Here is a 24901-nt window from a genome sequence, read left to right as displayed (position 1 = left end):
GGAGCGCCTTGCCGCATTGCAAAAGTCCCGCTAGCCTTTGCGTCGTGCAGCCAGCCGATCAAACCGCCGCCAATGCTGCCCGCGCCGCGCTGGTCGAGGCGCTGATCCGCACGGGGCAAGAGGATCGCGCCGCATTTCGTTCGGTGTACGCGATGACATCCGCGAAGCTTTTCGGCATCTGCCTGCGTATCTGCGGCGACAGACAAGGCGCCGAGGACGTGCTGCACGACGTATATCTCATCATCTGGAACCGGGCGGGCGCGTATCAGCCGGGACGCGCGAGCCCGATCTCGTGGCTGGCGACGATCGCCCGCAACCGCGCGATCGACTGGCGGCGACGCCAGGGGCGCAGCCGCTCGGCACCGGTCGAGGAAGCGGATGCGGTGCCCGACGGGCGCCCGGCGCAGGACGACCTGCTGATCGCCGACGAGGCCAATGCGCGGCTGCACGATTGCCTGGAGGGGATCGAGAGCCGCCAGCGCGGCGCGATCCGCAGCGCGTTCTTCGGCGGACTGACCTATGCCGAACTGGCGGAGCGCCAGGCGGTGCCGCTCGGCACGATGAAATCCTGGGTGCGGCGCGGGCTGCTGGCGTTGCGGGGCTGTCTCGATGCCCCCGCCTGACGACGCCCCCCTTCCCGATATGGCCGCCGCCGAACTGGCGCTGGGGCTGCTCGACGGGGCCGAGCGCGACGCCGCACTGCACCGGCTGATCCGCGAACCCGCCTTCGCGGGCGAGGTCGAGCGCTGGCGCGACTGGCTCGCGGCGCTGTTCGCCGGCTGGCCCGCGGTCGCGGCGCCGGCCGAGGTCGCGGCGCGGATCGAGGCGTCGCTGGATGCGCGCGCACCGGACGGGATGGCGGGCGTGCCGGCCGCCGCCAACGACAATGGCGCGCGCTGGCGGATGCTGGCACTGGCCACGAGCATCGCCGCCTGCCTGTTGCTCGCGGTGACGACGATGCTGATGCTGCGCCCGGCGCCGGCGCCGGTGCGCGTCCCCGTCGCGGTCCGCATCCCTGCCGCACCGCCGCTGATCGCGGCGATGGCCCCGACCGGCAAGGGCACGCCCGTCGCCGCCGCCTACGATCCCGCCAGCGGGGTCGTCCGGATCGCCGGCGCGGTCGACGTGCCCGCCGGGCGATCGGCGGAGGTCTGGGCGATCGAGGGCAGCGCCGCGCCACGCTCGCTCGGCGTGATGGCCGACGCGACGCGGGCGGAGATGATCGTGCCCGCGGCGCTGCGCGGTCACATCGCCGACGACACCGTGCTGGCGATCTCGATCGAACCCGCCGGCGGTTCGCCGACCGGCCTGCCGACCGGACCGGTCGTCGCGGCGGGCAAGCTGAAGGCCTGATCCCGCCGCGCCGACCTGCGCCGCTAGAAGGTGTAGGCCAGCCCGACCGCGCCGAGCCACTGGTTCTTCGACCCGGCGACGCTGACGAGCGGACTGTCGGCAAAGTCGTTAAGCATGCGGCGGTATGTTCCGCCCGCGACCAGCTTGACCCCCTTGAGCAGGTTGCCGGTCAGCGAATAGGTATACAGGCCGCCGATCGCGTAATTCTTCCAGCCACCGCGCGCGTCATAGGCGGGCAGTCCGCTCGCGAGCGTCTGGCCGGGCGCCACGGAGAAATAGGTCGTGGCATAGCCGCGACCGGCATGTTCGGCGGAGGCGAAGACGGCGACCGCCGCCTTGGTGCTGAGCGGCGTCAGGTAATTGACCGTCGGTTGCCAGATGCCGCTGTCGTGCACGCCCGAAACGTCGTGCCGATAGCTGAGCGAGACCGACAGTTTGTCGTAGGGGCTGGTTATGACGCCGGTCTTGCCGATGCCGACATAGCCACCGAGTTCGATCGCGGTGCCGCGCTCGCCGAGCGCGCGGACGCGGCGGTCGGCGATGTTCTGGCGCCCGGTGCGGTTGAAATTGACGAGGCCGACCGGTCCTGCCTGCAGATCCCACGACGGTCCCGGCGGATTGCGGATCAGGTCGACGCTCGCCCGGTTGCCGGCGAGCGTGAAGCTGTAGCCCTTGATCGATCCGATCGCGGCGGGCGCGGGCACCCAGCGATAGTCGTTCGATCCTTCATAGTCGGACAGATAGACCGCGGCGGCACCCGCGGTGATCGAGTCGCGATCGGGGTCGAGTTCGGCGGCGGTCGAGGCGATCGAGCCGGTGTCGGGCGGCACCGTCTGGGCAGCGACCGGGGACGCGAGCGTGGCACTCGCCAGCGCCAGGGACAGCGCGAGGGACGTGGGACGGGACAAAGGCGACGGCTCCAAACCTGTTACAAGGGGCCGCAACGCGGGTCGGTCCAAAACTATCCGGTCTGATGAGTCAGAGGATGTAACGCATCCTGATCTGTTGCTGATTTGCATCACCGGTGACCGCGAAGCGCGCGGCGGCGAAGCGGGGGGCGGAAAATCGGATCACCGGATTGCGCGAGAAGCCGAAGCCTTCGCGCGGGATGCCGGCGAAGGTGTCGAGCTTTGCGTTGCCGTTCTCGTCGTGGATCACGGCCACCGCGTAATTGCCCGTCGGCAGCCCTTCGAAGCGCAGCGCGTGCGTGCCCGCCGGGACCGAGCGGGTGACCGCGTCGGCGTCGTCGATGCAGGCGGGGAAATTGTCGGGATCGGCGGTCAGGCAGACGCGCAACAGGCCCTTGGCGGACCGCATCTGGCTGACGGAGACGTCAAGATGCGCGATCGGCGCCGCGCCCAGCACCAGCCCCGCCGCGGGAAGCAGCGCCGCGCAGCGGCCCAGCCTGGCGCGCGACCGCCGCGCGGGCATGCGTGCGCGCGAAGTCGCCGACGCCGCGGTCGGTGCCGCACATGCGATCCCAGAAGCGGAAGTAGAGCCCATAATTGCACCCATATTGTTCGTGGTGACGCTGATGATGGCTGGCGGTTATCAGCCATCCCCCCACTACACCCCGCCACATGAACCGCGGGAACATCTCCCATCCCATGTGATTGGTCACGCCCATAACGGTCATGATCGCCAGCACGAAGCCCAGAGCGCCGACGTGGATCGGAATCACGAGCACCAGTAGCGGAATTGCAACAGCGCCGGTCACCGCCTCGATCGGGTGGAAGGCCATCGCCGCCCAGGCGGTCGGCGGACGGCTGGCATGGTGGACCGCATGTGCCGCCCGGAACACCGCGGGCCGGTGCATCCAGCGGTGCGTCCAGTAGAACCATGTATCGTGGCAGACCAGGTAGAGCAGCACCGACACCGGCAGGTACCAGAGCGGCCGGGCGTGCACGTCCGCGTAGATCCGGGTCCAGCCATGCGCCTGCCACCCCCAGGCGAGCACGCCCGCGGGAATGCCGTAGATCGCGGCGGAGGCGAGGCTCCACGCGATCTCGCGGCGCATCTGGGCATCGAGGCCGCGGTACAGCCCGGGATGCCGCAGCCGCGTCGCCGCGGCGAATGCGCCCGATACGATCAGGTAGCGGACGCCGACGATCGTCGTCATCGCCAGCGCGGACAGGGTGATGGCGAGCAGCATGGCCGCCGGTCTAGCCGATCGCGCGCCGCGGCGATACCGCCTCCGGCATCGCGACCCACACGTCAGCGTTCGAGCACGACGACGATATGGTCCTTGTACGCCGCTTCGCGCACCGGGCGATAGCCGACCTTCGCCGCGAGCGTCAGCGACGGCGCGTTGGCGGGATCGATGATGCAGGTGGTGCGGCCGATGCCCTGTCCGTCCGCCCAGGCGAGGACCGCGCCCAGCGCCTCGTACGCATAGCCCCGGCCATGCACCGCGGGCGACAGCGTCCAGCCCGTCTCGGGCAGCGCCAGCGGCGGGTCGATGGCGCGGCGTGCCTCGATCAGCCCCACCTCGCCGACGACGACGCCGTCGGCGTTGCACACCACCCAGCTGCCATAGCCGAATGCCTGCCACTGGCCGATCGAGCGGAGCAGGCGGATCCACACGTCCTCGCGCGGGCGGGGGACACCCCCGATCATGGTATAGACCGCGGGCTCGCCCCACATCGCGGTGAGCGCGTCGAGATCGTCGACGGCATGGCCGCGCAGGACGAGGCGGGGCGTGGCGAGGACGGGCGCGGTCATCGACGGCGATCGTAGCAGGGAACCGCACGCGCGCGAAATCCGGTTCTCGCCGCGCCGGCTTTGGGCTAGGCGCGGGAACGATGGGTAGGACGATCCCTTGCGACGTGGCGATCGTCGGCGGCGGGCTGTCGGGCGGGCTGATCGCGCTGGCGCTGCGCGCGCGGCGGCCCGACCTCGACGTGCGGATCGTCGATGCCGCGCCGGCGCTGGGCGGCGACCACGTCTGGTCGTTCTTCGGCAGCGACGTCGCCGACGCCGACCGCTGGCTGGTCGCGCCGCTGGTGGTGCATGCCTGGCGCGGCTACGACGTCGCCTTTCCCAGCCTGACGCGGCGGATCGACGCGACCTATTATTCGCTGACCAGCGAGCGGCTGGACGCGGTGGTACGGGCCGCGCTGCCCGCCGATGCGGTGATGCTCGGGCGCCAGGTTCTGGACGTCTCGGCGACCGCGGTGACGCTGGCGGACGGCGACGCGATCGCGGCGAAGGGCGTGATCGACTGCCGCGGCCCGGGCGACCTGTCGCTGCTGGACCTGGGGTGGCAGAAGTTCGTCGGCCAGGAACTGGCGCTCGCCGATCCGCACGGCGCGGACGGGCCGACCGTGATGGACGCGACCGTCGCGCAGATCGACGGCTATCGCTTCGTCTATTGCCTGCCCTTCGCCGAGGACCGGATGTTCGTCGAGGACACCTATTACAGCGATACGCCCGCGCTGGACGGCGCCGCGATCGGCGGCCGCATCGCCGATTACGCCGCCGCGCGCGGATGGCGGGTCGACGCCGTCGTGCGCGGCGAGGCCGGGGTGTTGCCGATCACGCTGGGTGGCGATTTCGAGGGCTATTGGCGCTCCAGCGGGACGGACGTCGCCAAGGCGGGGATGCGCGCCGGGCTGTTCCAGCCCGCGACCGGCTATTCGCTACCCGATGCGGTGCGGATGGCGATCGCCATCGCGGACGAAACCGACCTGTCGGGCGCGGCGCTGGCGCGGTTCACGCACGCGCATGCCCGGGCGGCGTGGCGGCGCGGCGGATTCTATCGCATGCTCAACGCGATGATGTTCCGCGCCGGCGATCCGGCGGAACGTTGGCGCATCATCGAACGCTTCTATCGCCTCGACCCGATGCTCATCACCCGCTTCTACGCCGGGCGATCGAGCCTACGCGACAAGGCACGCATCCTGACGGGCAAGCCGCCGGTGCCGGTGGCGCGCGCGATCCGCGTATTGAGAACGACCGCGTGGCGTTGAGCCACACCAAGGAATGGAAACGCACATGAAGTCGGCCATCGTCATCGGTTCGGGTTTCGGCGGCCTCGCGCTGGCGATCCGGCTGCAATCGGCAGGCGTGCAGACCACGATCGTAGAGGCGCGCGACAAGCCGGGCGGCCGCGCCTATTACTGGGAGCGCGACGGCTTCACCTTCGATGCCGGCCCCACCGTCATCACCGATCCTGCCTGCCTGCAGGAATTGTGGGCGCTGACCGGGCGCGACATGGCCGAGGACGTGACGCTCGAACCGGTGACGCCCTTCTATCGGCTCAACTGGCCCGACGGCACCAATTTCGACTATACCAACGACGAGGCGATGCTGCATCGCGAGATCGGCAAGCTCAATCCCGCGGACATCGCGGGGTACGACAGGTTCCTCGAATATGCCGAGGGCGTCTATCGCGAAGGCTATGAAAAGCTCGGCACGGTCGCGTTCCTCGACTTCGCCTCGATGATAAAGGCGGCGCCGGCGCTCGCGAAATACCAGGCGTGGCGCTCGGTCTATTCGATCGTGTCGAAATATGTGGCGAACGAGAAGCTGCGCGAGGCGCTGAGTTTCCACACCCTGCTGGTCGGCGGCAACCCGATGACGACCAGCGCGATCTATGCGCTGATCCACAAGCTGGAACGCGACGGCGGCGTCTGGTTCGCCAGGGGCGGCACCAACCGGCTGGTCGCGGGCCTCGTCGCGCAGTTCCAGCGGATCGGCGGCACGCTGCGGCTGGGCGACCCGGTCGCCTCGATCGAGACGCTGGGCGACCGCGTCACCGGCGTGCGCTGCGAGAGCGGCTGGTCGGCGGAAGCGGACGCGGTCGCCGCGAACAGCGACATCGTGCACACCTATCGCGACCTGCTCTCCACCTCGCGCAGCGCGCAGCGCACGACCGCGCGGCTGGAGCGCAAGCGCTATTCGCCGTCGCTGTTCGTGGTGCATTTCGGGATCAAGGGCGCGTGGCCCGGCATCCCGCACCACATGATCCTGTTCGGCCCGCGCTACAAAGGGCTGCTCGAGGATATCTACGACCATGGCGTGCTGTCCGAGGATTTCTCGCTCTACCTGCACCATCCGACCGTCACCGATCCCGCGATGGCGCCCGAGGGGCATTCGACCTTCTACGCGCTCGCCCCGGTGCCGCACATGGGCAAGTTCCCGGTCGACTGGGACGAGGTCGGCCCGATCCTCGAAAAGCGCATCCTCGACGAGGTCGGGCGGCGGCTGATCCCCGACATCCACGAGCGGATCGTGACCAAGTTCAGCTATGCCCCCAACGATTTCGCCACCGACCTGAAGGCGCATCTGGGCAGCGCGTTCAGCCTGGAACCGGTGCTGACCCAGAGCGCCTATTTCCGCGTGCACAACCGCGACGACGCGATCCCGAACCTGTATTTCGTCGGGGCCGGCACGCATCCGGGCGCAGGGATCCCCGGTGTCGTCGGAAGCGCCAAGGCGACCGCGGCACTGATGCTGAACGGGCGATAGGCACGCCGGCCGGCAACGTGTCCGAATCGGTGTGATATCGTCAAGGATAGCCGGCGGTCGGGACAATGCCGGCCCGGCATCCAGCTGTATCGGTTGCAGTCCGGCTGGCCGCCGACCCGGATCAACGTAGCATTTCCCGCGACCGGACGTCCGGTCGATAAACATAGGGGATGCCACCATGGTCAAGGTAAACAGTGCGGACTGGAATGGGATCAGCGCCGATCAGCAGGAACAGATCCGCAAGATCATCGGCGACAACTTTGCGGGCCAGACCGTCGAGCCGGGCGAAACCCGCGGCAGCGAATTATCCGCCCAAGCTAACAATGCCTGCGAAACGGCATGCAACGTCGCGGAGAAAGTCGCCATAGAAGCGTGCGAGGCCTTGCCTTGGCCCGCCAGCACGGTGTGTAAGATCGCTGCGAAAAAAGCAGGGGATTTCTGTCGCAGCCGATGCTGACGCCTGTCGATCAGGCGCCACTTATGTGCGGCGCCTGATCGACCTCCGCCGGTTGTCCGCGAGGCGCTTGTCGCCGCCGCGCATATCCCATACCGCCTTCAGCATGAAACGCCTCGCCATCTATTGCGGCTCCGCCACACCCGCCGACCCCGTCTACATCGAATCCGCCCGCGCGATCGGGCGCACGCTCGCCGAACGCGGCATCGGCGTCGTCTATGGCGGCGGCCGGCTGGGGCTGATGGGGGCGATCGCCGACAGCGCGCTCGCCGCCGGGGGCGAGGTGATCGGCGTGATCCCACAGGCGCTGGTCGATGCCGAAGTCGCGCATCGCGGCCTGACCGAACTGCACGTCGTCGCGGGGATGCACGCGCGCAAGGCCGCCTTCACCGACCTTGCCGACGGTTTCGTCACGATCCCGGGCGGCACCGGCACGATGGACGAATTGTGGGAAGCGCTGAGCTGGGCGCAACTCGGCTATCACGCCGATCCGGTCGGCCTGCTCAATGTCGCGGGCTATTACGACGACCTGATCGCCTTCTGGCACAAGTCGGCCGCGGTCGGCTTCCTGCGCCCGCAGCACCGCGACCTGCTGATCGTCGACGACACGCTCGATGGCTTGCTGGCGCGGATGGCGGCGCATGTGCCGACGCAGCCGATCGTGCGGATGAAGACGTCTGACCTCTAGCGCCGCCCCCAGCCGCGACGCGATCGTCGGGACGGCGCACGAATCGATCGCGCGGGGATCGAAGAGCTTCGCCGCGGCGAGCCTGCTGTTCGACCGGACGACGCGAGAGCGGGCATGGCTGCTCTACGCCTGGTGCCGCGCCTGCGACGACATCGCCGACGGCCAGGATCACGGCCACACCATGTCGGTGGTCGAGGACGCCCCCGAACGGATCGCCGCGATGGCGACGCTGACCGATGCGGCGCTCGCCGGACGGGTGATCGGCCTGCCCGCGTTCGACGCGCTGCGCCTCGTCGCCGCCGAGACGCGGCTGCCCGCGCGGTTCGCGCACGACCTGATCCAGGGATTCCGCCTCGATGCGGAGGGCTGGCGGCCGCGGACCGAGGCCGACCTGTTCACCTATTGCTATCACGTCGCCGGCGTCGTCGGCTGCATGATGGCGGTCGTCATGGGGGTGTCGCCGGACGACGCGGCGGTGCTCGACCGCGCCTGCGACCTGGGGATGGCGTTCCAGCTCGCCAATATCGCGCGCGACGTGGGTGAGGATGCCGCAGCGGGACGCTGCTACCTGCCCACCGACTGGCTGGCGGACACCGGCATCGCGGCGGATGCCGTCATGGCGCCCGCGAACCGTCCGGCGCTGGCCACGCTCGCCCGTCGGCTGACGACCCGCGCGGCGGCGTTCGAGGCGAGCGCGCGGATGGGGACGCGCGCGCTGTCACTGCGCTCCGCCTGGGCGGTGCTCGCCGCGGCGGAGATCTATGGCGCGATCGGGCGCAAGGTGGCGGACCGCGGCGAGCGTGCGTGGGATGCGCGCGTGACCACGTCCGCGCTCGACAAGCTGCGCTTCATCGCACGCGCCCGCGCCGGTGCGCGCCGACGCGCGACCGAGCCCGAAGTGCCGCGCGATCCGGATCTGTGGACCCGGCCGCGCGGATAGGCGTCAGCGCATCAGGACGCCGCGATAGGCCTCGAAACACCGTTCGCCGCAGCGCAGGCGGATCAGCGCACCCTCGGCCATCGCGGTCGCGCGACGGGGGTCCTCGGCGACGGCGGGACGGATCGCCTCGCGGTTCCAGTCCTCGCTGTGCTTGATGTCGAGGACCGCGTGCAGGTCGAAATAGCGGCGCTCCTTGTCGGAGAAGCCGAGGCGGCGCAGCCCCTTCGCGGTCGCCGCCGACCGGTCGGGCGCGGTCAGTTCGATCACGCCGAGCGCCCCGACCGAATGCCAGGCATAGCGGCGGCTGGTCGCCATCGCGGTCATCGCATTGGCGAGGCACAGGCTCTGCCAAAGCGTGTTCTCGATCACGGGATCGACCCGCAGCGTCTCGACCAGTGCGTCGAGCATCGGGCCGTGCATGCCCTTCGCATTGCCGCGCCCCATCTCGTCCCAGTAATTGCGGGCGAGTTCGAGCTTGGGCAGCGTCGGCAGCTTGACTTGCGTCAGCGCGACGAGGTCGTCGAACCCCGCCTCGCCCGCCGCTTCCTGTTCGAAGAACCAGCGCAACTGGTCGAGATCGGCGTCCTCCGCCAGCCACGGGAACAGGGGGTCGTGCTGGCCGGGGCCGCTGCGCTTCAGCGCCTCGAACCAGGCGACGAACCCGTCGACGTCGGTCGGCGCCGCGGCGGCTTCGGCCGCCACCTCGTCGCGCAATTCCTCGAGGAAGCCGCCTTCGAGGCGCTGCATGCGGACGTCGCGGTCGAGCAGCCGCTGCCAGTCGGCGGTCGGAAACGTCGGTTCGAGCCGTTCGCGATTCCAGTGGGCGAGCCCGCGCTGGAAACTGTCGGTCAGAAATTGCGACGCCCGAACGTCGGTGTCGGCGATACGGGTGGCCATCGTCTTCTCTCCCAGTGGGCAGGCTAACCGCCTGGACGGCTTATCGTTCCTGTGCCCCACGAGTCGCTTGACCTGGATCATGACGATCGCCGCGGAGCGGCGCGTCGCCCTTCCTAATCGCCCCCCCGACGCGTATAGGCCGGCGATCATGACGGCCGCGACGCCCCTGCTCCCCCCCGCCGACTGGCGCGACTTCCTGGCGCTGACCAAGCCGCGGGTGATGACGCTCGTCGTCTTCACCGGGCTGTGCGGCATGCTGGCGGCGCCGGTGGGCATCCATCCGGTGCTGGGGTTCACCGCGATCCTGTGCATTGCGCTGGGTGCGGGGGCGGCGGGCGCGCTCAACCAATGGTACGAGGCCGACCTCGACGCCAAGATGCGCCGGACGCAGAAGCGCCCCCTGCCCGACGGGCGCATGGACCGGCAGTCGGCGCTGCATTTCGGCGTCGGCCTCGCCGCCTTTTCGGTGATCCTGATGTTCGTCGCGGTGAATGTCGCCGCGGCGGCGATCCTGACCGTGTCGATCCTGTTCTACGTCCTGATCTACACCGTCTGGCTGAAGCGCCGCACGCCGCAGAACATCGTCATCGGCGGGGCGGCGGGCGCGTTCCCGCCGCTGATCGGCTGGGCGGCGGCGACGGGCCATGTCGCCACGCTGCCGCTGCTGCTGTTCGCGCTCGTATTCCTGTGGACGCCGCCGCATTTCTGGGCGCTCGCGCTGTTCGTGAAGACCGATTACGCCAATGCGGGCGTGCCGATGCTGCCGGTGGTGGCGGGTGAGCGGGTGACGCGGCGCCAGATCGGCCTGTACACCATCCCCATGGCGATCGCGGCGATCGCGCCGTGGCCGCTGGGGCTGACCGGGCCGCTCTACGGTGGCGTCGCCACGCTCACCACGCTCGCGTTCGGCGTGCTGGCGCTGGTCGTCGCGACACGCACCACCGGGATCGACGATTCCATGAAGCCGGAGAAGCGCTTGTTCAGCTATTCCATCCTGTACCTGTTCGTGGTGTTCGGCGCGCTGGTCGTCGACCGCTGGGTGTTCGCATGAGCCCCGACGACCAGGACCTGATCCGCCGTCGCCAGAAGTCGCGCGCGCAGGTGATGGCGCTGCTGCTCGGTGCGTTCGTGATCCTGATCTTCGCGGTCGCGATCGTGAAGATCCGCGAAGGGATGATGTGACCACCGCCCCGCGCGCACCCGACGGTTCGACCGGCCGCCAGTTGCGCACCGCGATGTTCGCGGTGCTCGGCATCTGCTTCATGACCGGCGTGGCCTGGGCGAGCGTGCCCCTGTACCGCCTGTTCTGTCAGGTGACGGGCCTCAACGGCACGACGCAGCGCGGGCTGGAGGCGCCGGGCGCGGTCAACAAGCTGATCCGCATCGATTTCGACAGCAACGTCGCCCCCGGCATGCCGTGGCGCTTCCGCCCCGAAGCGGCGTCGGAGACGGTGAAGATCGGCGCGCGCGACATGGCGTTCTTCACCGCCACCAACACCGGCGCCAAGCCGCTGACCGGCACCGCGACGTTCAACGTCACCCCGAGCCAGGCGGGGAAATATTTCACCAAGATCCAGTGTTTCTGCTTCACGCAGCAGACGCTGCAACCCGGCGAGACGCAGCGCATGCCGGTCATCTTCTACGTCGATCCGAAGATCATGGACGATCCGGATGCGAAGGACGTCGAGACGATCACCCTCTCCTACACGTTTTACCCGGTGGATTCCGCGAAAACGGCGGGCTAGAGCAGGTCCTAGAGGATAAGAACAGGGACACGACATGGCCGGCGCCAAGAATCACGATTATCATATCCTGCCCCCCAGCATCTGGCCGCTGTTCGGCTCGCTGTCGGCGCTGGTGATGGCGTCCGGCGCGATCATGTGGATGCACGGCGGGCACCTGGCCGCGGACAAGGCGAACGGCGGCGGCTGGATCTTCTTCGCCGGCCTCGCGGGCGTGTTGTTCACGATGTACAGCTGGTGGGCCGACGTGGTGCGCGAGGCGCATCACGGCGACCATACCCCCGTCGTCCAGCTCCACTTCCGCTACGGCATGATCCTGTTCATCGCCTCCGAAGTCATGTTCTTCGTCGGCTGGTTCTGGGCGTTCTTCGATTTCAGCCTGTTCCCGACCGCGATGAGCTTCGTCGACGGCCAGGTCGAACGCGCCGCGGAGGGCGCGACGGCGATCGCCGCGCAATGGCCGCCCAAGGGGCTGGAGGTGATCGACGCGTTCGAGCTGCCGCTGCTCAACACGCTGATCCTGCTGACCAGCGGTACCACCGTCACCTGGGCGCACCATGCGCTGATCCACAACCAGCGCGGCGGCGAGAAGACCGGGCTGTGGGGCCTGCTCGGCGTCGGCAACCGCGACGGCGTGCTGAAGGGCCTGTGGCTGACCGTGCTGCTCGGCGCGCTGTTCAGCAGCATCCAGGCCTATGAGTACATGCACGCGCCCTTCCCCTTCAAGGGGCTGAACTATGGCGCGGCCTTCTTCATGGCGACCGGCTTCCACGGCTTCCACGTCCTGATCGGCACGATCTTCCTGATCGTCTGCCTGATCCGCGCGTACAAGGGCGACTTCACCCCGCGCCAGCATTTCGGCTTCGAGGCCGCCGCTTGGTACTGGCATTTCGTCGACGTCGTGTGGCTGTTCCTGTTCGTCACCGTCTACGTCTGGGGTGGCTGGGGCGCGCCCGTCCACGGCGGCTGACCGACATGAGGATGGGCGTCGTGCATGACTGATCCGACGCCCGTTCCCGCCGCGGACGCGCCGCCGTCCATCGTCCAGGCGGGGCTGCGCGGCCTGTGCCCGCGCTGCGGAAGGCCGACGCTGTTCGACGGCTGGATCAAGTTCGCCGACCGCTGTTCGCATTGCGCGCTCGACTATTCGCAATTCAACGTCGGCGACGGCCCCGCCGCCTTCCTGACGCTGATCCTCGGCACGCTGGTCGTGATCGGCGCGATCGCGCTGGAACTGACGCTGCACCCGCCGCTGTGGCTGCACATGCTGATCTGGATCCCGGTGACGCTCGCCGGCGTCGTCTGGTCGTTGCGGCTCGCCAAGGGCGCGCTGATGTCCGCCGAATATCGCAACGCCGCGCGCGAGGGGCGCATCGACCCGCGGCCATGAGGCGTATTCCGCTGATCCCGAGCATCGTGGTCGCGCTCGCCGTCGCGGCGATGGTGGCGCTCGGCCTGTGGCAATTGCTCGACCGCGCGCCGAAGAAAGAGGCGTATCTGGCGCAGCTCGCGGGCAATCCCGCCAAACCGCCGATCGCCTTTCCCCGCCTGCCCGACCAGACGTTGCTGTTCCGCCGCGCGTCCGCAATGTGCCTCGATCCCGTGTCGCAGCGGCTCGCGGGCGCCGGCAAGGCGGGGTTCCGCCTGATCGCCGAATGCCGCACCGGGGCGGAGGGCCCCGGCCTCGTCGTCCAGCTCGGCACCACCCCCGATCCCAAGTTCGGCGCGCGCTGGCGGGGCGGGCCGGTCACCGGCTATATCAGCCACGCGCCCGACGGCCGATCGCTGATCGGCGCGCTGTTCGACCACCGCCCGCAGCGGCTGATGCTGGTCGCCGACACGCCCGCGCTGGGCCTGGGCGCCAACGGGCGGCCCGACCTGTCGTCGGTGCCGAACAACCACCTGTCCTATGCGGTGCAATGGTTCCTGTTCGCCGCCATCGCTGCGGTGATCTACGCCCTGGCGCTGCGCCGGCGGCGATGAGGCGACGCCGGCGCTGCGCCGTTTGATCGCGCGGGCGGTCAGCAGCACGCATCCGCGGGGTCGGCACCGACTTACACGTCGTGGACCACCGCGCCCGCCTCCAGTTCGGGCACCCGCGCGACGACCTCCCCCTGCGGCGATATGATGGCCGTGCAGCCGTAGCTGATCCGATCGCCGACGGCACCGGTGACGTCGGACGCGGCGACCCAGCATCGCGTCTGCCGCGCGCGCGCGATCAAGTTGGCGATGCTCCGGTCGCGCCAGCGCTCCGCGGTGGCGGGCGGCAGCATGTTGTTGAGCGGATAGAGGATCAGGCGCGCGCCCTGGTCGGCGATGCGCCCGGCGGCCTCGGGATAATTGGCGTCGTTGCAGATGTTCAGGCCGTAGCGCACGCCCGAGCGGACGAAGGTCGGGCAGGCGTGGCCGGCGCTGACCCCCGGCTCGTTCGGATGCGCCTTGGCATAGCGGCCGACGACCTGCCCCGCCTCGACGACGATCGCGCTGTTGACGATCCGGTCGCCGATCTGTTCGAACGCCCCGACGATCGCCGTCGCCCGATACCGGGCTATCCGGAGGCACAGCCGGTCGAGCATGGCGGCGGATCGACGCGCGCGCGACGCGATCGTCGCCGCGTCGTAGGAATGGCCCAGCAGGACCGCTTCGGGAAACAGGACGAGATCGATCGACCGCGCGTCCGCCCAGTCGAGCTGCCCGGCGATCCGGTCGGTGATGCCCGCCGCGTCATCCGACAGGTCGGGGCATTGCATGGCCGCGATACGCATCGCGCCAGATCTATCCGCCGCATCCGTGATTTGCGATGCCTCCCCTTTCATTTTCGGCACGGCGATCGATGCCGCCGCGATAGCCAGGCTTCGCCGACAGCCAAGATCAGGGCCGTTGCCCCCCGCGCGCCTGCCCGCTACCCAGCGGCGATGCGCTATGTCAGCACCCGCGGGGCCGCGCCCGCGCTCGATTTCCGTGACGTCACGCTCGCCGGGCTGGCGTCGGACGGCGGCCTGTACCTGCCCGAGACGTGGCCGACGCTGAGCCGCGAGCGAATCGCGGGCCTCGCCAATCTGTCCTATGTCGACACCGCGGTGGCGGTGATGACGCCGTTCGTCGGCGACGCGCTCACCACCGCCGAGCTGACCGACCTGTGCACCCGCGCCTATGGCCGCTTCAGCCACGCCGCGGTGACGCCGCTGGTCCAGCTCGATCACGATCAGTGGTTGCTCGAACTGTTCCACGGGCCGACGCTGGCGTTCAAGGACGTGGCGCTGCAATTGCTCGGGCTGCTGTTCGAACGCTTCCTGACCGGCAGCGACCGCCACCTGACCGTCGTCGGCGCGACCAGCGGGGATACCGGATCGGCGGCGATCGACGCGCTCGCGGGCCGCGCACACGTCGATGTCTTCATGCTCCATCCCGCCGGCCGCGTCTCCGACGTGCAACGCCGCCAGATGACGACGGTGCTCGCCCCCAACGTCCACAACATCGCGATCGACGGGGATTTCGACACCGCGCAGGCGCTGGTGAAGCAGATGTTCAACGATCCGGGTTTTTCGGGCCGGTTCGCGCTCTCCGCGGTCAACTCGATCAACTGGGCGCGGCTGATGGCGCAGGTGGTCTATTATTTCTACGCCGCGGTCCGCCTCGGCGCGCCCGACCGCCCGGTCGCCTTTTCCGTCCCGACGGGCAATTTCGGCGACGTCTTCGCCGGCTATGTCGCGGCGAAGATGGGGCTGCCGGTCGCGAGGCTGATCGTCGCGACCAACGTCAACGACATCCTGCACCGGGCGATCTCGGCCGGCGACTACAGCAAGGGCGTGGTCCAGCAGACGCCGACCCCGTCGATGGACATCCAGGTCAGTTCGAACTTCGAACGCCTGCTGTTCGATCTCGGCGCGCGCGACGGCGCGGCGCTTGCCGCGCAGATGCAGGGGTTCGAGGCGTCGGGCGCGATGCGGCTGACCAATGCGCAGCATACCGGCGCCGCATTGTTCGCGAGCGATCGCGTCGACCTCGACGACATGACGCTGGCGATGCGCTGGGCGCACGAACAGGCGGGGCAGGTGATCGATCCGCATACCGCGATCGCGCTCGCGGCGGCGCGGCGCCACCTGTCCGACGTGCCGGTCGTGACGCTCGCCACCGCGCATCCCGCCAAGTTCCGCGACGCGGTGGAGCGCGCCACCGGCCAGCGCCCCGCGCTGCCCGGCCGTATCGGCGACCTGTTCGATCGCGAGGAGCGTTTCGCCAGCCTGCCCGGCACGTTCGACGCGGTCACCGCCTATATCGCCGACCGGGCGATCCCGCGCGCATGACGCTCGATACGTTGATCGGCGAACCCTGGGCGGATTATGGCCTGGTCGATTCGGGGCATGGCCGCAAGCTGGAGCGCTACGGCCGTTTCCGCTTCATCCGGCCCGAACCGCAGGCGATGTGGGCGCCCGCGCATGCCAATTGGAAGGCGCAGGGCGAATTCGTGCCCGCCAGCGACGAGGACGGCGGCGGCCGGTGGGTGTTCGCCGAACCGGTGCCGCGCGAAGGCTGGCCGCTGACCTGGAACGAGGTCCGCTTCACCGCGCAGACGACGCCGTTCCGGCACCTGGGCTTCTTCCCCGACATGGCGCCCGTGTGGCGCTGGATGCGCGAACGCGTCGCCGACAAGCCCGGCGCGGAGTGCATGAACCTGTTCGGCTATACCGGCGTCGGCACGCTGGCGATGGCGACCGCGGGCGCGAAGATGGTCCATGTCGATGCGTCGAAGAAATCGGTCGAGGCGGCGCGCGCCAATGCGGCGCTGTCGGGCATGACGGATGCGCCGGTGCGCTGGATCGTCGACGATGCGGCCAAGTTCGTCGGCCGCGAGGTGCGACGCAACCGGCGCTACGACGGGATCCTGCTCGATCCGCCCAAATACGGCCGCGGGCCGGAGGGCGAGGTCTGGCGGCTGGAGGAAGACCTTCCGCGATTGATCGCCGATTGCCGCCGACTGCTCGACGCCGACAGCCGCTTCCTGTTCCTGACCGTTTATGCGGTGCGGATGTCCGCGCTGGCGTTGCGCGAACTGCTCGCCCAGCTGTTCGCGGACCTGCCCGGGACGGTCGAGGCGGGGGAGCTCGGCGTGCGCGAGGAGGCACGCGGCCTAGCGCTGCCGACGGCGATCTGGGCACGCTGGAGCCGCTGAACCGCCGGTTCGCGCGGGTCCCGCGCGATTGATGCGGCGCAGCAAGAATTCGTTACGGAACGCTCGTCGTACAGAAGACTTATCATGCCTAGATGACGTCGCTCACCCAGACGGAGGCATGACGATGCAAAACGACGACAGCCGGCGCGGCGCGCAGGACGAACAACAGACCAATCCGCTGTGGAGCAGACTAGCGCTGCTCGTATTCGGCCTGACGGTGCTGGCGTTTCTGACGGCGATCGATCGGCCCGAATGGTTTCATTTGAAACCGGCGACGGGAACTGCGGCGGCGATGGTCTATGCTTCGGATCAACCCGGCCAGGGCGGATAAACCGCACCTGCCGCGCCGCTAGTCCATCCCGGCGCGGATCGCCGCCGCGGCGATCCATGGCGCGCCGGCGGTCAGCAACAGGCTGACCGCAGCGAGCAGCTTGAGCGCGCCGCCGCCACCGTCGATCGATCCCGCGCCGAAGATCAGCAGCGGGACGGCGAGCGGCAGCATCACCAGCCCGGCCACCGCGCCGCTGCCGCGCAGTCCGGCGACCAACGCCGAGGTCGCGACCGCCAGCGCCGCGAGGCCGGGCGTACCGATCAAAAGGCCGATCTCGACGCGCAGCAGCGTCTGCGCCGACAGGTCGAACAATCCGGCGGCGACCACCGCGGCGGCCATCAACGGCGGCGCGAAGCCGAGCCAGTGCGCGACCGTCTTCGCGAATCCGACCAGCGCGAGCGGCAGCTGCCGCACCGCGAACTGGTCGATCACCCCCGCCTCGACATCCGGTCCGACCAGCCGCTCGACCGGGAGCAGCGCCGCCAGTAAAGCCGCCGCCCAGATCACGCCCCCGCCGATCCGCGCGAGCAGTGCCGCATCCGGCCCGACCGCGAACGGGAACAGGCAGGCGACGAGCAAAAAGAAGGCGACCGGCCACGCCGCACCGCCGCCGCGCCACGCGCGGCGCAGGTCGCGTCGGATGAGCGCCGTCAGCCGCATGGTGCCAGCGCGATGGCGCGCGCACCGGGCAGTGCGATCGGCTGATGCGTGGCGACCAGCACGATGCCGCCGCCGGCACGATGCGCGGCGATCGCAGCGGCGATCATGGCGACCCCATTAGCATCGAGCCCGTTGGCAGGCTCGTCGAGCAACCAGATCGGTGCATCCAATCCGATCACGCGTGCCAGTCCGGCACGTCGCCGTTGCCCGGTCGACAGCACGCGCACCGGTACGTCGGCCAGCCGGTCGAGCCCGACCGCGGCCAGCGCCGCCGTGGCCCGGCCACCGACCCAGAACGCCAGCGCCTGCGCCAGCGGCCGTTCCGGGTCGAGCGCATGCGCCTCGCCGAGCAGCCCGATCGCGCCGTCGCGGACCACCCGGCCCGCGCTCGGCCGCAGCAATCCCGCGGCGATGCGCAGGAGGCTCGACTTGCCGACGCCGTTCGGCCCGGTGACGAGCGCCGCGTCACCGTCGTGCAACGCGAACGCGAGCCCCGCGAACAGCGGCCGGCCGCCACGCACGCAGCCGACATCGGCAAAGGCGAGTGCGGTCAATCCGTCACCGCGTCTTCCAGCGCGTGCATGTCGTCGTCGGACAGGCCGAAATGATGGCCGATCTCGTGGATGGTGACGTGGCGGATCAGATCGTCGAGCCGCACCCCGGTCTCGATCCATTCGGCGAGGATCGCCTGGCGATACAGATGGATGCGATCGGGCATCGTCGCGCTGTCCATCGACGATTTCTCGCCGATCGGCCGACCGTGGTAGAGGCCGGTGAGGTCGAGCGGATGGTCCAGCCCCAGCGCGGCGAGCGTCCCGGCGTCGGCCTCCTCCTCGACCAGCAGCAGCACGTCGCTGAGATGCGCGGCGAACGCGGGCGGCAGGCGCGCGATCGTGTCGCGCGCGATCCCCTCGAACGCATCGGCATCCGGCGCCGGTCCATAAGCATCTTGCCCGCTCATCGCCGCCGCCATACCCGTTCCCCGACCCGTCCAGCAAGGAAGTCGCAGCATGAGCGAGACGATGATCGAGGCCCTGAGCGAAGCCGAACGCGCCGATGCGCTCGACGGCCTGCCCGAATGGGATTACGACGAGAGCCGCGACGCGATCACGCGCAGCCTGGTGTTCGCCGATTTCGTCGAGGCGTTCGGCTTCATGACGCAGGTCGCGCTGATGGCGGAAAAGGCCAACCACCATCCCGAATGGCGCAACGTCTACAACCGCGTCGAAATCCTGCTGACCACGCACGACGCCGGCGGCCTGTCGGGCCGCGACGTCGACATGGCGGAGGCGATCGACGCGATCGTCGACGAATAACCCGGGCGGATCAGCGCAGCGACCGCCGCATCCGCTTGCGCAGCGCGCCGGGCATCCAGCGCGCGGCGAACTTCAGCCGCTGCGCGGTCTTGCCGACATAGGTGTGGACCGCATCGCCGTGCACCGCCGCCCACGCCGCCTCCGCCACCGCGTCGACCGGGGTCAGTTCCAGCCCCGCGCTCGTCACCGATTCGCGGATGGAGCGGTTGGTGCCGCCGGCGACGCCGTCGAGCAGCGGCGTCTCGATGAAGCTCGGCAGCAGGCAGCGCACCCGGATCCCCTCGCGGTGCCATTCGCCGTCGAGCGCCTCGCTGAGGCCGCGGACCGCGAACTTGGTCGCCGAATAGGTCGCGAGCCCCGACGATCCGTAGATGCCGGACGCGGACGAGGTGTTGAGCAGCACCGATCCCGGCGTGCGCGCCAGATAGGCATGGCCGATGCGCGCGCCGTTCAGAACGCCGGTGAAATTGATCGCGACGGTGCGGTCGATGTCGGCGAAGCTCGCCTCGGCGAGCGGGCCGCCGGTGCCGATCCCGGCATTGTTGAACAATACGTCGAGCCGCCCGCCGCTGGCGGCGGTGAAGGCGTCGAGCGTCGCGGTCCAGGCATCGCGGTCGCACACGTCCATGACATAGCGTTCGACCATGCCGCCGTTCAGCATCGCCGCGGTTTCGGCAAGGCCCGCCGCGTTGACGTCGGCGATGCCGACGCGCCAGCCGCGGCTGGAGAACAACCGGGCGACGGCGCGGCCGATGCCGGATCCGCCGCCGGTGATGAAGATCGCGCGCACGTCGCTCATGTCGGCCCCTCTCGTCCTCGTCCATTCGTTGGACTTTCCACGGGGCATCCCGCATCGTCGCGTCCGATGCCAGCAGAATCGCTCCGCTTCGAGGCCGTATGCAAGCGCTACGGCGATGTGACGGCGGTCGACGGGGTGTCGCTCGCGATCGCCACGGGCAGTTTCGTCGCGCTGGTCGGCGCGTCGGGATCGGGCAAGTCGACGCTGTTGCAGACGATCAACCGGCTTATCGTCCCGACCGCGGGCCGCGTGCTGCTGGACGGCGAGGACGTCGCCGCCGGCCCGGCGCCGGCGCTGCGGCGCCGCATCGGCTACGTGTTCCAGGGCATCGGCCTGTTCCCGCACATGAGCGTCGCCGCCAACATCGGCATCGGCCCGCGCATCGCCGGGGCGCCGCCGGCCGACGTCACCGCGCTGCTCGACCTCGTCGCGCTGCCGCGCGCGGTCGCGGACCGGATGCCCGACGCGCTGTCCGGCGGGCAGCGCCAGCGCGTCGCGATCGCCCGCGCGCTCGCCCCCGGCGCGAAGCTGCTGCTGCTCGACGAAGCGTTCGGCGCGCTCGATCCGGTGACCCGCGACGCGCTGGGTGGCGAGATCCGCGCGCTGCACGACCGGCTGGGCCTTACCACCATCCTCGTGACCCACGACATGGCCGAGGCGCTGTTGCTCGCCGACCGCGTGCTGGTGATGCAGGCGGGGCGGATCGTCGCCGACGAAACGCCCGCGGCGCTCCTACAAGGTGCCGGCGGCGAGGCGGCGCAGGCGCTGGTCGCGGTGCCGCGGCACCAGGCCGAACGCCTCGCGGCGCTGACCGCATGAGCGCGTTCCTCGACGCGCTCGGCCGGGTGCCGCCGCTGCTCGCGCAGCACGTGCTGCTCTCGGCGGCGGCGCTGGCGCTCGGCATCGCGATCAGCCTGCCGCTCGCGATCCTCGCCGCCCGCCGGCCCCGCGCCGGCGCGCTGGTGCTGGGGTTCGCCAGCCTCGTCCAGACCATCCCCAGCCTCGCGCTGCTCGCCCTTTTCTATCCGCTGCTGCTGTGGCTGTCGGCGGTGGTCGGCGGCGGGATCCCGGCACTGGGGTTCCTGCCCTCGCTGATCGCGCTGACGCTGTATGCGCTGCTGCCGATCATCCGCAACGGCACCGCCGGCCTGACCGGGATCGACCCCGCGGTGCGGCAGGCGGCGCTGGCGGTCGGCATGACGCCGGCGCAGACGCTGCGGCTGGTCGAGGCGCCGCTGGTGGCGCCGGTGCTGATCGCCGGTATCCGCACCGCCGCGGTCTGGACGATCGGCGCGGCGACGCTGTCGACGACCGTGGGCCAGCCGAGCCTCGGCGACATGATCTTCGCCGGGCTCCAGACCCAGAACTGGGCGCTGGTGCTCGCCGGCTGCGCCGCCGCGGCAGGGCTGGCGCTCGCCGCCGACGCGCTGATCGGGCTGATCGAGCGCGGCATCGCCCGCCGCCGCCGGCCGCTGTGGATCGGCGCGACGCTGGCGCTGGCCGGCGGCCTGCTGCTCGCGACCGCGCCGCTATGGCACCGCGGCGGCGGCGACCGGGTGGTGACGATCGGCGCCAAGAACTTTTCGGAGCAATATATCCTCGCCCGGCTGATCGGCGACCGTTTGACCCGCGCCGGCTACACCGTGCGCTATCGCGACGGGCTGGGGTCGGCGGTGATCTTCGGCGCGTTGCGCGGCGGCGACATCGACGTCTACGTCGATTACGCGGGCACGCTGTGGGCCGGGCCGATGCGTCGCGCCGACGTGCCGCCGCGCGACGCGATGGTCGCCGCGATCGGGCGCTGGGCCGCGGCGAACGGCGGCGTGCGGATGATCGGCGCGCTGGGGTTCGAGAACGCCTATGCCTTCGCAATGCGCGGGGACGACGCCCGGCGGCGCGGCATCGCCAGCCTGTCCGACCTCGTCGCCGCCGCGCCGGGGCTGACGCTGGGCAGCGACCTCGAATTCCTCGAACGGCCGGAATGGGCGGCGGTACGCAGGGCCTATCCGCTGCGTTTCAAGGCGACGACGCCCTATGCTCCGACCTTCATGTACCGCGCGCTGGCGAGCGGCGAGGCGGACGTCATTTCCGCCTTTTCCTCCGACGGACGGATCGCCGCGGACCGGCTGACGGTGCTGACCGACCCGGCGCATGCGATCCCCGGTTATGACGCGCTGCTGCTGGTCGCGCCGGGACGCCGCGGCGACGCGCGCCTCGTGGCCGCATTGGCGCCGATGGTCGGCCGCATCCCGGTCGCCGCGATGCGCGAGGCGAATTACCAGGTCGACCGCGACGCGGCCAAGCGCACCCCCGAACAGGCCGCGGCGTGGCTGGCGAAGCGGATCGGGCTGTGACCGCCGCATGCGGCCGGCATTCGGGCAAGGAAGACTGGTTCGCGCGGAGGCGCGGAGGCGCGGAGACGCGGAGACGCGGAGACGAGATATATTCGCGCTGGGGTCGCGTCCCACCAGGGTGTGATCCAGCCGGATCGAAGCGCCCGCCCGGCTTCGCCGGGGGGGGGATTAGGCGATCCGAACCGCGTGGCGCATCCTCCAGCGCTGTGACGAAGGGCGCCGTTGGCGCCGACGCCCTTCGTCGTCGTCCGCGCTACGGTGCATCTTTTAGAAGAACAGCTTGCGCAGGCTGAGGCGTACCGTGCGGCCGAGCGGGTTGAGATAGTCGGGCTGGTAGCTGATCGGCGTCACGCCGCTCGCGTCGCGCACGTCCTGGCGGGTATTGAACAGATTGGTGACGGAGAAGGTCACGCGCGCGCCGCGCACCCAGGGATGCGCCTTCACCAGCCCGATCTGCTGGCCGAGATCGGCGAACAGCCGCAGGTCGGCGGTCGCCAGCCCGCCGAAGCGCAGCGCCTGCGGGTCGGCGGTAGTGCCGCCGTTGACGCGCGTCGCGGTGGCGTAGTTCGCCGACAGCCGCACCCCGAGGCCGTTGTTCGTATAGCCCGCCTGCCCCTCGAATTCGTGGCGCGGCTGGCCGTTCGAATCGGACCCGATGATGTCGCCGTTCAGCGCGTCGAGCACCGGCCCGCCATTGGCGACCGTCAGCCGGCTGCTGAGCGTCCAGGTGTGATAGAGCGCGAATTGCAGCCGTCCGCCGCCCTGCCCGCCGCGACCGCCGCCGAAGCCGCCGCCACCGAAGCCGCGCCCGCCGCCGCCGCCACCGCCGCCGCCCGGACCGCCGAAGCCGCGCGGCGGCCCGTCGCCGCCCGCCTGTCGCCCCTCACCCGCGGGTCGATCGCCCGGCGGGGGCGGCGCGTCGCCCGGTACGGGGGTGCCCGCGGGCGCGGTGCCCTGCCCCCCCGCCGCCGCCGCGTCGCCGCCGCGCGGGCGGCGGTTGGCGCCCGGAAAGGACAGGCCGATCCGCGGGTCGGGCCCGGTGCCGGCGCGGAACGCCTCCAGCTGCTTCTGGAATTTCGATTTCAGCGGCTGCGAGAAGTTGATCCCCCAGCGGATGTTCTGGTTTTCGGATCGCGCGAAATTGATCGAGCGCCGGTCGATGCGGACGAGGTCGCCGTCGCCATTGCGGGTGAAACTGTCCGGGAACGCCGTTTCGAACGCCGCGGTGGCGGAGGTCAGCGCGCCGATCGGGTTGCGGGTGTCCTGCTTGGTGTAATTGGCGGTGAGCGTCAGATCCTTGTCGGTCCACGGCTTCAGGTTCAGGCCGAGCCGGGTCACCCTGCGGCTGCTCGATCGCAGGTCGGGATTGCCGCCGCTGACCGTGGTCACCGTCACCGTCCGTCCCTGGACGAAGTCGAAGACGCGGACGTTGGGGGTGACGACGATCGGGTTGCCGAGCTGCGCGGCGGTCGGCGCCACGTCCTGCTGGTTGATCGATCCGATGACGCGGACGCCCTCGATCGGGCCCCAGTTGAGGCCATAGCCATAAGCGGTCAGCGTGCCGAAGTCCGACAGGCGGTTGATCGCGGCATTGCCGTTGACCGACAGGTTGCCGAGGAAGCCGAGCACCGCACGGCTGCGGCTGGCGATCGGCACGTCGATGTTGACGCGGCCGTCGACGCTGTCGCGCGACACCGCACCGGTGCTCGTCAACCCGGCGCGATAGGACCGGCTGGTGAAATCGCTGGTGTCGGCGCCGACGCGGATCGCGGTCGACACGTCACCGGCGGGCAGCGTGAACAGCGGGCCGTTGACCAGCGCCTCGACCTCCGCGGTGTTGGACAGCGAGCGCGCGCGATTGTCGGGCGTGGCGAGGCCGGTATCGGTGACGGTGCGCGTGTCGGCGCGGTCGTAGGCGCCGGTGACGGTCCACAGCCAGCGCGGGCTCAGCCGGCCGTTGAGGCTGGTGCCGATGTGCCCGGTGACGCCGTCGTTGCGCTGGGTGAGCGGATCCTGCCCGAGCGGCGCGCCCGCCGCGTCGAGCGGCAGGCCGAAGCGGCCGACGCCCTGCGTCGCGGTCAGTTCGCCGTTGAGCGTGGCGCTGACGTCGCCGATCGGCCGCGCATAGGTGACGTTGGTGCCGAAACTGCGCGCGAAGGGCAGCAGCGTGCGGTACGGCCGCTGGTCGAAACCGCTGCCGGCCCCCTCGGTGGTCGCGACCACGATGTCGCGTTCCGATTCGGTCAGCGCCGAACTCTGCTGGTATTTGCTGTGGATGTTGAGCCGCGACCCGTTGCGGATGGTCAGCAGGTCGAGCTCGCCCTGCGGCGTGTTGCGCCCGCCTTCGGTCGCGGCACTGTCGGCCAGCTCGACCGTCGTCGCGCGGAAGCGCCGGCGCAGGACGAAGTTCACCACCTTCTGGTCCGCGGTGTAGCCGTATTTGAGCGCGACCTCCTCGGGCAGGATGTCGACCCGCAGGATCGCCTCGGTCGGGATATCGCGGATCTCCTGGAAGCCGGAGATGCGCTTGCCGTCGAGCAGCACGACCGGCGGGCCGCCGGCGCCGCTGCGCGTCTGCGGCGCGAGTTCGGTGAGCAGGTCGGAGACGCTGCTGACGCCATAGCTGCGCACGTCGGCGGGGCTTAGCGTCTGTTCGGCGGGGATGTCGCCGACGACCGATCCCGGCGGGCGGCGGCCGGTGACGACGATCTCGTCCTCGCTCTCC

The 24901-nt window shown here is 70.1% G+C and carries 30 protein-coding genes; 19 read left to right on the top strand and 11 right to left on the bottom strand.

Annotated elements, in window-relative coordinates:
- Positions 1-44 precede the first annotated feature (44 nt).
- On the top strand, positions 45-623 hold the full coding sequence (locus tag LPN01_RS10195) for a sigma-70 family RNA polymerase sigma factor (protein ID WP_262828287.1): 579 nt from the start codon (positions 45-47) through the stop codon (positions 621-623).
- Positions 610-1353 (top strand): anti-sigma factor domain-containing protein, encoded by a 744-nt coding sequence (locus LPN01_RS10190; RefSeq protein WP_262828286.1) that lies wholly within the window; start codon positions 610-612, stop codon positions 1351-1353. The genes LPN01_RS10195 and LPN01_RS10190 overlap by 14 nt, the downstream gene beginning before the upstream one ends.
- Before the next feature lie 23 nt (positions 1354-1376).
- On the opposite strand, the gene LPN01_RS10185 is transcribed toward LPN01_RS10190, so the two are convergent.
- The 4 genes from LPN01_RS10185 to LPN01_RS10170 all read right to left on the bottom strand — a co-directional run bounded on the left by LPN01_RS10185 (position 1377) and on the right by LPN01_RS10170 (position 4074).
- A complete protein-coding gene (locus LPN01_RS10185) occupies positions 1377-2261 on the bottom strand; it encodes a MipA/OmpV family protein (RefSeq protein ID WP_410482824.1) in 885 nt (294 codons plus the stop codon).
- Positions 2262-2331: 70 nt separating this feature from the next.
- Entirely contained in the window at positions 2332-2718 is a 387-nt protein-coding gene (locus LPN01_RS10180; protein WP_262828285.1) for a DUF2141 domain-containing protein, read from the bottom strand.
- A complete protein-coding gene (locus LPN01_RS10175; RefSeq protein ID WP_262828284.1) occupies positions 2687-3505 on the bottom strand; it encodes a sterol desaturase family protein in 819 nt (272 codons plus the stop codon). The genes LPN01_RS10180 and LPN01_RS10175 overlap by 32 nt, the downstream gene beginning before the upstream one ends.
- Before the next feature lie 62 nt (positions 3506-3567).
- Positions 3568-4074, bottom strand: coding sequence for a GNAT family N-acetyltransferase (locus LPN01_RS10170; RefSeq protein WP_262828283.1), 507 nt, complete (start codon positions 4072-4074; stop codon positions 3568-3570).
- 80 nt (positions 4075-4154) lie between these two features.
- Between LPN01_RS10170 and crtY the strand changes: the two genes are divergently transcribed.
- From crtY to LPN01_RS10145, 5 genes are all read left to right on the top strand, one after another.
- Positions 4155-5321, top strand: coding sequence for a lycopene beta-cyclase CrtY (gene crtY, locus LPN01_RS10165; protein ID WP_262828282.1), 1167 nt, complete (start codon positions 4155-4157; stop codon positions 5319-5321).
- A gap of 25 nt (positions 5322-5346) precedes the next feature.
- Positions 5347-6822 carry a phytoene desaturase gene (locus LPN01_RS10160; protein ID WP_262828281.1) on the top strand — a complete coding sequence of 492 codons (1476 nt, stop codon included), beginning with the start codon at positions 5347-5349 and terminating at the stop codon, positions 6820-6822.
- A gap of 178 nt (positions 6823-7000) precedes the next feature.
- Positions 7001-7279 carry a hypothetical protein gene (locus LPN01_RS10155; RefSeq protein ID WP_262828280.1) on the top strand — a complete coding sequence of 93 codons (279 nt, stop codon included), beginning with the start codon at positions 7001-7003 and terminating at the stop codon, positions 7277-7279.
- Positions 7280-7382: 103 nt separating this feature from the next.
- Positions 7383-7964, top strand: a complete 582-nt coding sequence (locus LPN01_RS10150) for a TIGR00730 family Rossman fold protein (protein ID WP_262828279.1) — start codon at positions 7383-7385, stop codon at positions 7962-7964.
- Positions 7954-8904, top strand: a complete 951-nt coding sequence (locus LPN01_RS10145; RefSeq protein ID WP_262828364.1) for a phytoene/squalene synthase family protein — start codon at positions 7954-7956, stop codon at positions 8902-8904. The genes LPN01_RS10150 and LPN01_RS10145 overlap by 11 nt, the downstream gene beginning before the upstream one ends.
- Positions 8905-8907: 3 nt before the next feature.
- Here LPN01_RS10145 and LPN01_RS10140 read toward each other — a convergent pair whose 3' ends face one another.
- On the bottom strand, positions 8908-9801 hold the full coding sequence (locus tag LPN01_RS10140; protein WP_262828278.1) for an iron-containing redox enzyme family protein: 894 nt from the start codon (positions 9799-9801) through the stop codon (positions 8908-8910).
- 148 nt (positions 9802-9949) lie between these two features.
- Here LPN01_RS10140 and LPN01_RS10135 point away from each other — a divergent pair, with 148 nt between their 5' ends.
- From LPN01_RS10135 to LPN01_RS10110, 6 genes are read left to right on the top strand one after another with little or no spacing between them, the layout of a single operon-like run.
- Positions 9950-10852 carry a heme o synthase gene (locus LPN01_RS10135; protein ID WP_262828277.1) on the top strand — a complete coding sequence of 301 codons (903 nt, stop codon included), beginning with the start codon at positions 9950-9952 and terminating at the stop codon, positions 10850-10852.
- Entirely contained in the window at positions 10849-10983 is a 135-nt protein-coding gene (locus tag LPN01_RS10130; protein ID WP_262828276.1) for a hypothetical protein, read from the top strand. The genes LPN01_RS10135 and LPN01_RS10130 overlap by 4 nt, the downstream gene beginning before the upstream one ends.
- Positions 10980-11546 carry a cytochrome c oxidase assembly protein gene (locus LPN01_RS10125; protein ID WP_262828275.1) on the top strand — a complete coding sequence of 189 codons (567 nt, stop codon included), beginning with the start codon at positions 10980-10982 and terminating at the stop codon, positions 11544-11546. The genes LPN01_RS10130 and LPN01_RS10125 overlap by 4 nt, the downstream gene beginning before the upstream one ends.
- Before the next feature lie 34 nt (positions 11547-11580).
- Positions 11581-12513: a cytochrome c oxidase subunit 3 gene (locus tag LPN01_RS10120; RefSeq protein WP_262828274.1), complete on the top strand. Its 933-nt coding sequence runs from the start codon at positions 11581-11583 to the stop codon at positions 12511-12513.
- 24 nt (positions 12514-12537) lie between these two features.
- Complete coding sequence (locus LPN01_RS10115) at positions 12538-12933, top strand: DUF983 domain-containing protein (RefSeq protein ID WP_262828273.1); 396 nt, start codon at positions 12538-12540, stop codon at positions 12931-12933.
- Positions 12930-13526: an SURF1 family protein gene (locus LPN01_RS10110; protein ID WP_262828272.1), complete on the top strand. Its 597-nt coding sequence runs from the start codon at positions 12930-12932 to the stop codon at positions 13524-13526. The genes LPN01_RS10115 and LPN01_RS10110 overlap by 4 nt, the downstream gene beginning before the upstream one ends.
- Before the next feature lie 71 nt (positions 13527-13597).
- Here the strand turns inward: LPN01_RS10110 and LPN01_RS10105 are convergent, their stop codons facing one another.
- Positions 13598-14308, bottom strand: a complete 711-nt coding sequence (locus tag LPN01_RS10105; protein WP_262828271.1) for a carbon-nitrogen hydrolase family protein — start codon at positions 14306-14308, stop codon at positions 13598-13600.
- A gap of 150 nt (positions 14309-14458) precedes the next feature.
- Here LPN01_RS10105 and thrC point away from each other — a divergent pair, with 150 nt between their 5' ends.
- The 3 genes from thrC (at position 14459) to LPN01_RS10090 (ending at position 17047) form a co-directional block, all read left to right on the top strand.
- On the top strand, positions 14459-15850 hold the full coding sequence (gene thrC / locus LPN01_RS10100) for a threonine synthase (protein WP_262828269.1): 1392 nt from the start codon (positions 14459-14461) through the stop codon (positions 15848-15850).
- Entirely contained in the window at positions 15847-16716 is an 870-nt protein-coding gene (locus LPN01_RS10095) for a class I SAM-dependent methyltransferase (RefSeq protein WP_262828268.1), read from the top strand. The genes thrC and LPN01_RS10095 overlap by 4 nt, the downstream gene beginning before the upstream one ends.
- A 124-nt stretch (positions 16717-16840) precedes the next feature.
- Positions 16841-17047 carry a hypothetical protein gene (locus tag LPN01_RS10090; protein ID WP_262828267.1) on the top strand — a complete coding sequence of 69 codons (207 nt, stop codon included), beginning with the start codon at positions 16841-16843 and terminating at the stop codon, positions 17045-17047.
- Between the two features lie 18 nt (positions 17048-17065).
- Here the strand turns inward: LPN01_RS10090 and LPN01_RS10085 are convergent, their stop codons facing one another.
- From LPN01_RS10085 to LPN01_RS10075, 3 genes are read right to left on the bottom strand one after another with little or no spacing between them, the layout of a single operon-like run.
- Positions 17066-17707 (bottom strand): heme exporter protein CcmB, encoded by a 642-nt coding sequence (locus LPN01_RS10085; protein WP_262828266.1) that lies wholly within the window; start codon positions 17705-17707, stop codon positions 17066-17068.
- Positions 17698-18261, bottom strand: a complete 564-nt coding sequence (gene ccmA / locus LPN01_RS10080) for a heme ABC exporter ATP-binding protein CcmA (RefSeq protein WP_262828265.1) — start codon at positions 18259-18261, stop codon at positions 17698-17700. The genes LPN01_RS10085 and ccmA overlap by 10 nt, the downstream gene beginning before the upstream one ends.
- Positions 18258-18668 carry a metallopeptidase family protein gene (locus LPN01_RS10075; protein ID WP_262828264.1) on the bottom strand — a complete coding sequence of 137 codons (411 nt, stop codon included), beginning with the start codon at positions 18666-18668 and terminating at the stop codon, positions 18258-18260. The genes ccmA and LPN01_RS10075 overlap by 4 nt, the downstream gene beginning before the upstream one ends.
- 61 nt (positions 18669-18729) lie before the next feature.
- Between LPN01_RS10075 and LPN01_RS10070 the strand changes: the two genes are divergently transcribed.
- A complete protein-coding gene (locus LPN01_RS10070; RefSeq protein WP_262828362.1) occupies positions 18730-19023 on the top strand; it encodes a 4a-hydroxytetrahydrobiopterin dehydratase in 294 nt (97 codons plus the stop codon).
- A gap of 10 nt (positions 19024-19033) precedes the next feature.
- Here LPN01_RS10070 and LPN01_RS10065 read toward each other — a convergent pair whose 3' ends face one another.
- Positions 19034-19822 (bottom strand): SDR family oxidoreductase, encoded by a 789-nt coding sequence (locus tag LPN01_RS10065; RefSeq protein ID WP_262828263.1) that lies wholly within the window; start codon positions 19820-19822, stop codon positions 19034-19036.
- Between the two features lie 66 nt (positions 19823-19888).
- Here LPN01_RS10065 and LPN01_RS10060 point away from each other — a divergent pair, with 66 nt between their 5' ends.
- The gene (locus tag LPN01_RS10060; protein ID WP_262828262.1) at positions 19889-20641 is read left to right on the top strand and encodes an ATP-binding cassette domain-containing protein; all 753 of its coding nucleotides are present in this window, start codon (positions 19889-19891) and stop codon (positions 20639-20641) included.
- Positions 20638-22176 (top strand): ABC transporter permease/substrate-binding protein, encoded by a 1539-nt coding sequence (locus LPN01_RS10055; protein WP_262828261.1) that lies wholly within the window; start codon positions 20638-20640, stop codon positions 22174-22176. The genes LPN01_RS10060 and LPN01_RS10055 overlap by 4 nt, the downstream gene beginning before the upstream one ends.
- Before the next feature lie 267 nt (positions 22177-22443).
- Here the strand turns inward: LPN01_RS10055 and LPN01_RS10050 are convergent.
- Positions 22444-24901, bottom strand: a 2458-nt coding sequence (locus tag LPN01_RS10050; RefSeq protein ID WP_262828260.1) for a TonB-dependent receptor, incomplete at its 5' end; no start/stop codon positions are given.

Source organism: Sphingomonas sp. A2-49, assembly GCF_025548555.1.
GTDB lineage: Bacteria > Pseudomonadota > Alphaproteobacteria > Sphingomonadales > Sphingomonadaceae > Sphingomonas.
The sequence above is the reverse complement of the archived record's forward strand: the minus strand, read 5'-3'. Positions and strand labels throughout refer to the sequence as shown.

Excerpts from the sequence above, each read along its gene's own strand:
- LPN01_RS10190 (WP_262828286.1), top strand. The coding sequence starts at position 610 with ATGCCCCCGCCTGACGACGCCCCCCTTCCCGATATGGCCGCCGCCGAA.
- LPN01_RS10175 (WP_262828284.1), bottom strand. The coding sequence starts at position 3,505 with ATGCTGCTCGCCATCACCCTGTCCGCGCTGGCGATGACGACGATCGTC.
- LPN01_RS10170 (WP_262828283.1), bottom strand. The coding sequence starts at position 4,074 with ATGACCGCGCCCGTCCTCGCCACGCCCCGCCTCGTCCTGCGCGGCCAT.
- crtY (WP_262828282.1), top strand. The coding sequence starts at position 4,155 with ATGGGTAGGACGATCCCTTGCGACGTGGCGATCGTCGGCGGCGGGCTG.
- LPN01_RS10160 (WP_262828281.1), top strand. The coding sequence starts at position 5,347 with ATGAAGTCGGCCATCGTCATCGGTTCGGGTTTCGGCGGCCTCGCGCTG.
- LPN01_RS10155 (WP_262828280.1), top strand. The coding sequence starts at position 7,001 with ATGGTCAAGGTAAACAGTGCGGACTGGAATGGGATCAGCGCCGATCAG.
- LPN01_RS10150 (WP_262828279.1), top strand. The coding sequence starts at position 7,383 with ATGAAACGCCTCGCCATCTATTGCGGCTCCGCCACACCCGCCGACCCC.
- LPN01_RS10140 (WP_262828278.1), bottom strand. The coding sequence starts at position 9,801 with ATGGCCACCCGTATCGCCGACACCGACGTTCGGGCGTCGCAATTTCTG.
- LPN01_RS10135 (WP_262828277.1), top strand. The coding sequence starts at position 9,950 with ATGACGGCCGCGACGCCCCTGCTCCCCCCCGCCGACTGGCGCGACTTC.
- LPN01_RS10130 (WP_262828276.1), top strand. The coding sequence starts at position 10,849 with ATGAGCCCCGACGACCAGGACCTGATCCGCCGTCGCCAGAAGTCGCGC.
- LPN01_RS10120 (WP_262828274.1), top strand. The coding sequence starts at position 11,581 with ATGGCCGGCGCCAAGAATCACGATTATCATATCCTGCCCCCCAGCATC.
- LPN01_RS10115 (WP_262828273.1), top strand. The coding sequence starts at position 12,538 with ATGACTGATCCGACGCCCGTTCCCGCCGCGGACGCGCCGCCGTCCATC.
- LPN01_RS10110 (WP_262828272.1), top strand. The coding sequence starts at position 12,930 with ATGAGGCGTATTCCGCTGATCCCGAGCATCGTGGTCGCGCTCGCCGTC.
- LPN01_RS10105 (WP_262828271.1), bottom strand. The coding sequence starts at position 14,308 with ATGCGTATCGCGGCCATGCAATGCCCCGACCTGTCGGATGACGCGGCG.
- thrC (WP_262828269.1), top strand. The coding sequence starts at position 14,459 with ATGCGCTATGTCAGCACCCGCGGGGCCGCGCCCGCGCTCGATTTCCGT.
- LPN01_RS10095 (WP_262828268.1), top strand. The coding sequence starts at position 15,847 with ATGACGCTCGATACGTTGATCGGCGAACCCTGGGCGGATTATGGCCTG.
- LPN01_RS10090 (WP_262828267.1), top strand. The coding sequence starts at position 16,841 with ATGCAAAACGACGACAGCCGGCGCGGCGCGCAGGACGAACAACAGACC.
- LPN01_RS10085 (WP_262828266.1), bottom strand. The coding sequence starts at position 17,707 with ATGCGGCTGACGGCGCTCATCCGACGCGACCTGCGCCGCGCGTGGCGC.
- LPN01_RS10075 (WP_262828264.1), bottom strand. The coding sequence starts at position 18,668 with ATGAGCGGGCAAGATGCTTATGGACCGGCGCCGGATGCCGATGCGTTC.
- LPN01_RS10070 (WP_262828362.1), top strand. The coding sequence starts at position 18,730 with ATGATCGAGGCCCTGAGCGAAGCCGAACGCGCCGATGCGCTCGACGGC.
- LPN01_RS10065 (WP_262828263.1), bottom strand. The coding sequence starts at position 19,822 with ATGAGCGACGTGCGCGCGATCTTCATCACCGGCGGCGGATCCGGCATC.
- LPN01_RS10060 (WP_262828262.1), top strand. The coding sequence starts at position 19,889 with ATGCCAGCAGAATCGCTCCGCTTCGAGGCCGTATGCAAGCGCTACGGC.
- LPN01_RS10055 (WP_262828261.1), top strand. The coding sequence starts at position 20,638 with ATGAGCGCGTTCCTCGACGCGCTCGGCCGGGTGCCGCCGCTGCTCGCG.